Annotated in this window: 1 protein-coding gene; it reads right to left on the bottom strand. The window is 70.0% G+C overall.

Translation table 11 applies throughout. The features are described from left to right. Positions 1-559 (bottom strand): M56 family metallopeptidase (locus VI08_RS20605; protein WP_045831523.1); only part of this gene is annotated, 559 nt, incomplete at its 3' end. Positions 560-629 lie beyond the last annotated feature (70 nt).

Here is a 629-nt window from a genome sequence, read left to right as displayed (position 1 = left end):
CGAGGGGCAGCAGGATGGTCGGCCGCCAGAGGCCCACCACCTGAGGCGAATCCACTTCGGCGGACACGGCAAGACGGGGGGAGCGGCGCAGGCCCAGCGCACGCGCACGTTGCGCGCAAAGGGTTTCCAGGCGCACATCGTCGTGGGGCCCGGCACGCGACACGACGCCGGCGATGCGCCACCAGCGCACGGCACCGACCACGAGCTGCGCGCCAACGAGGGCGGCCCATGCGACGAGCAGCACGGTGGTCCACGACCACGCCCACGCCACCACGGGCGCTTGCGGCAGGTCGGTGATGGACATCATCGCCGGCATCGACGGGTTATTGGACGTGATGACCGTGGCCGGCGCCGCGGGGAGCAGTTTCAGCTCGATGCTGCCGGGCAGGCACAGGCCCACCACCATTTGCGCCGCCACCAGCCACCACATCCACGAGCGCGCGGCGGCGCTGAGCGATGGCACGAACCGGCACAACGCCCAGATGAGCCCGGCGAACAGCAAGGTTTGCAGGGATGCGGCGCCAAGGCGGGTGACGAGGGTATCGAGGAAGGTATGCATGGTCAGCGGCCCTTTCGTTTCGACTGCAACTGCCCGACGAGCGCCTCGAGCTCGGCGAGCTCGCTGTCGC

This window comes from Luteibacter yeojuensis (assembly GCF_000964085.1).
GTDB lineage: Bacteria > Pseudomonadota > Gammaproteobacteria > Xanthomonadales > Rhodanobacteraceae > Luteibacter > Luteibacter yeojuensis_A.
The sequence above is the reverse complement of the archived record's forward strand: the minus strand, read 5'-3'. Positions and strand labels throughout refer to the sequence as shown.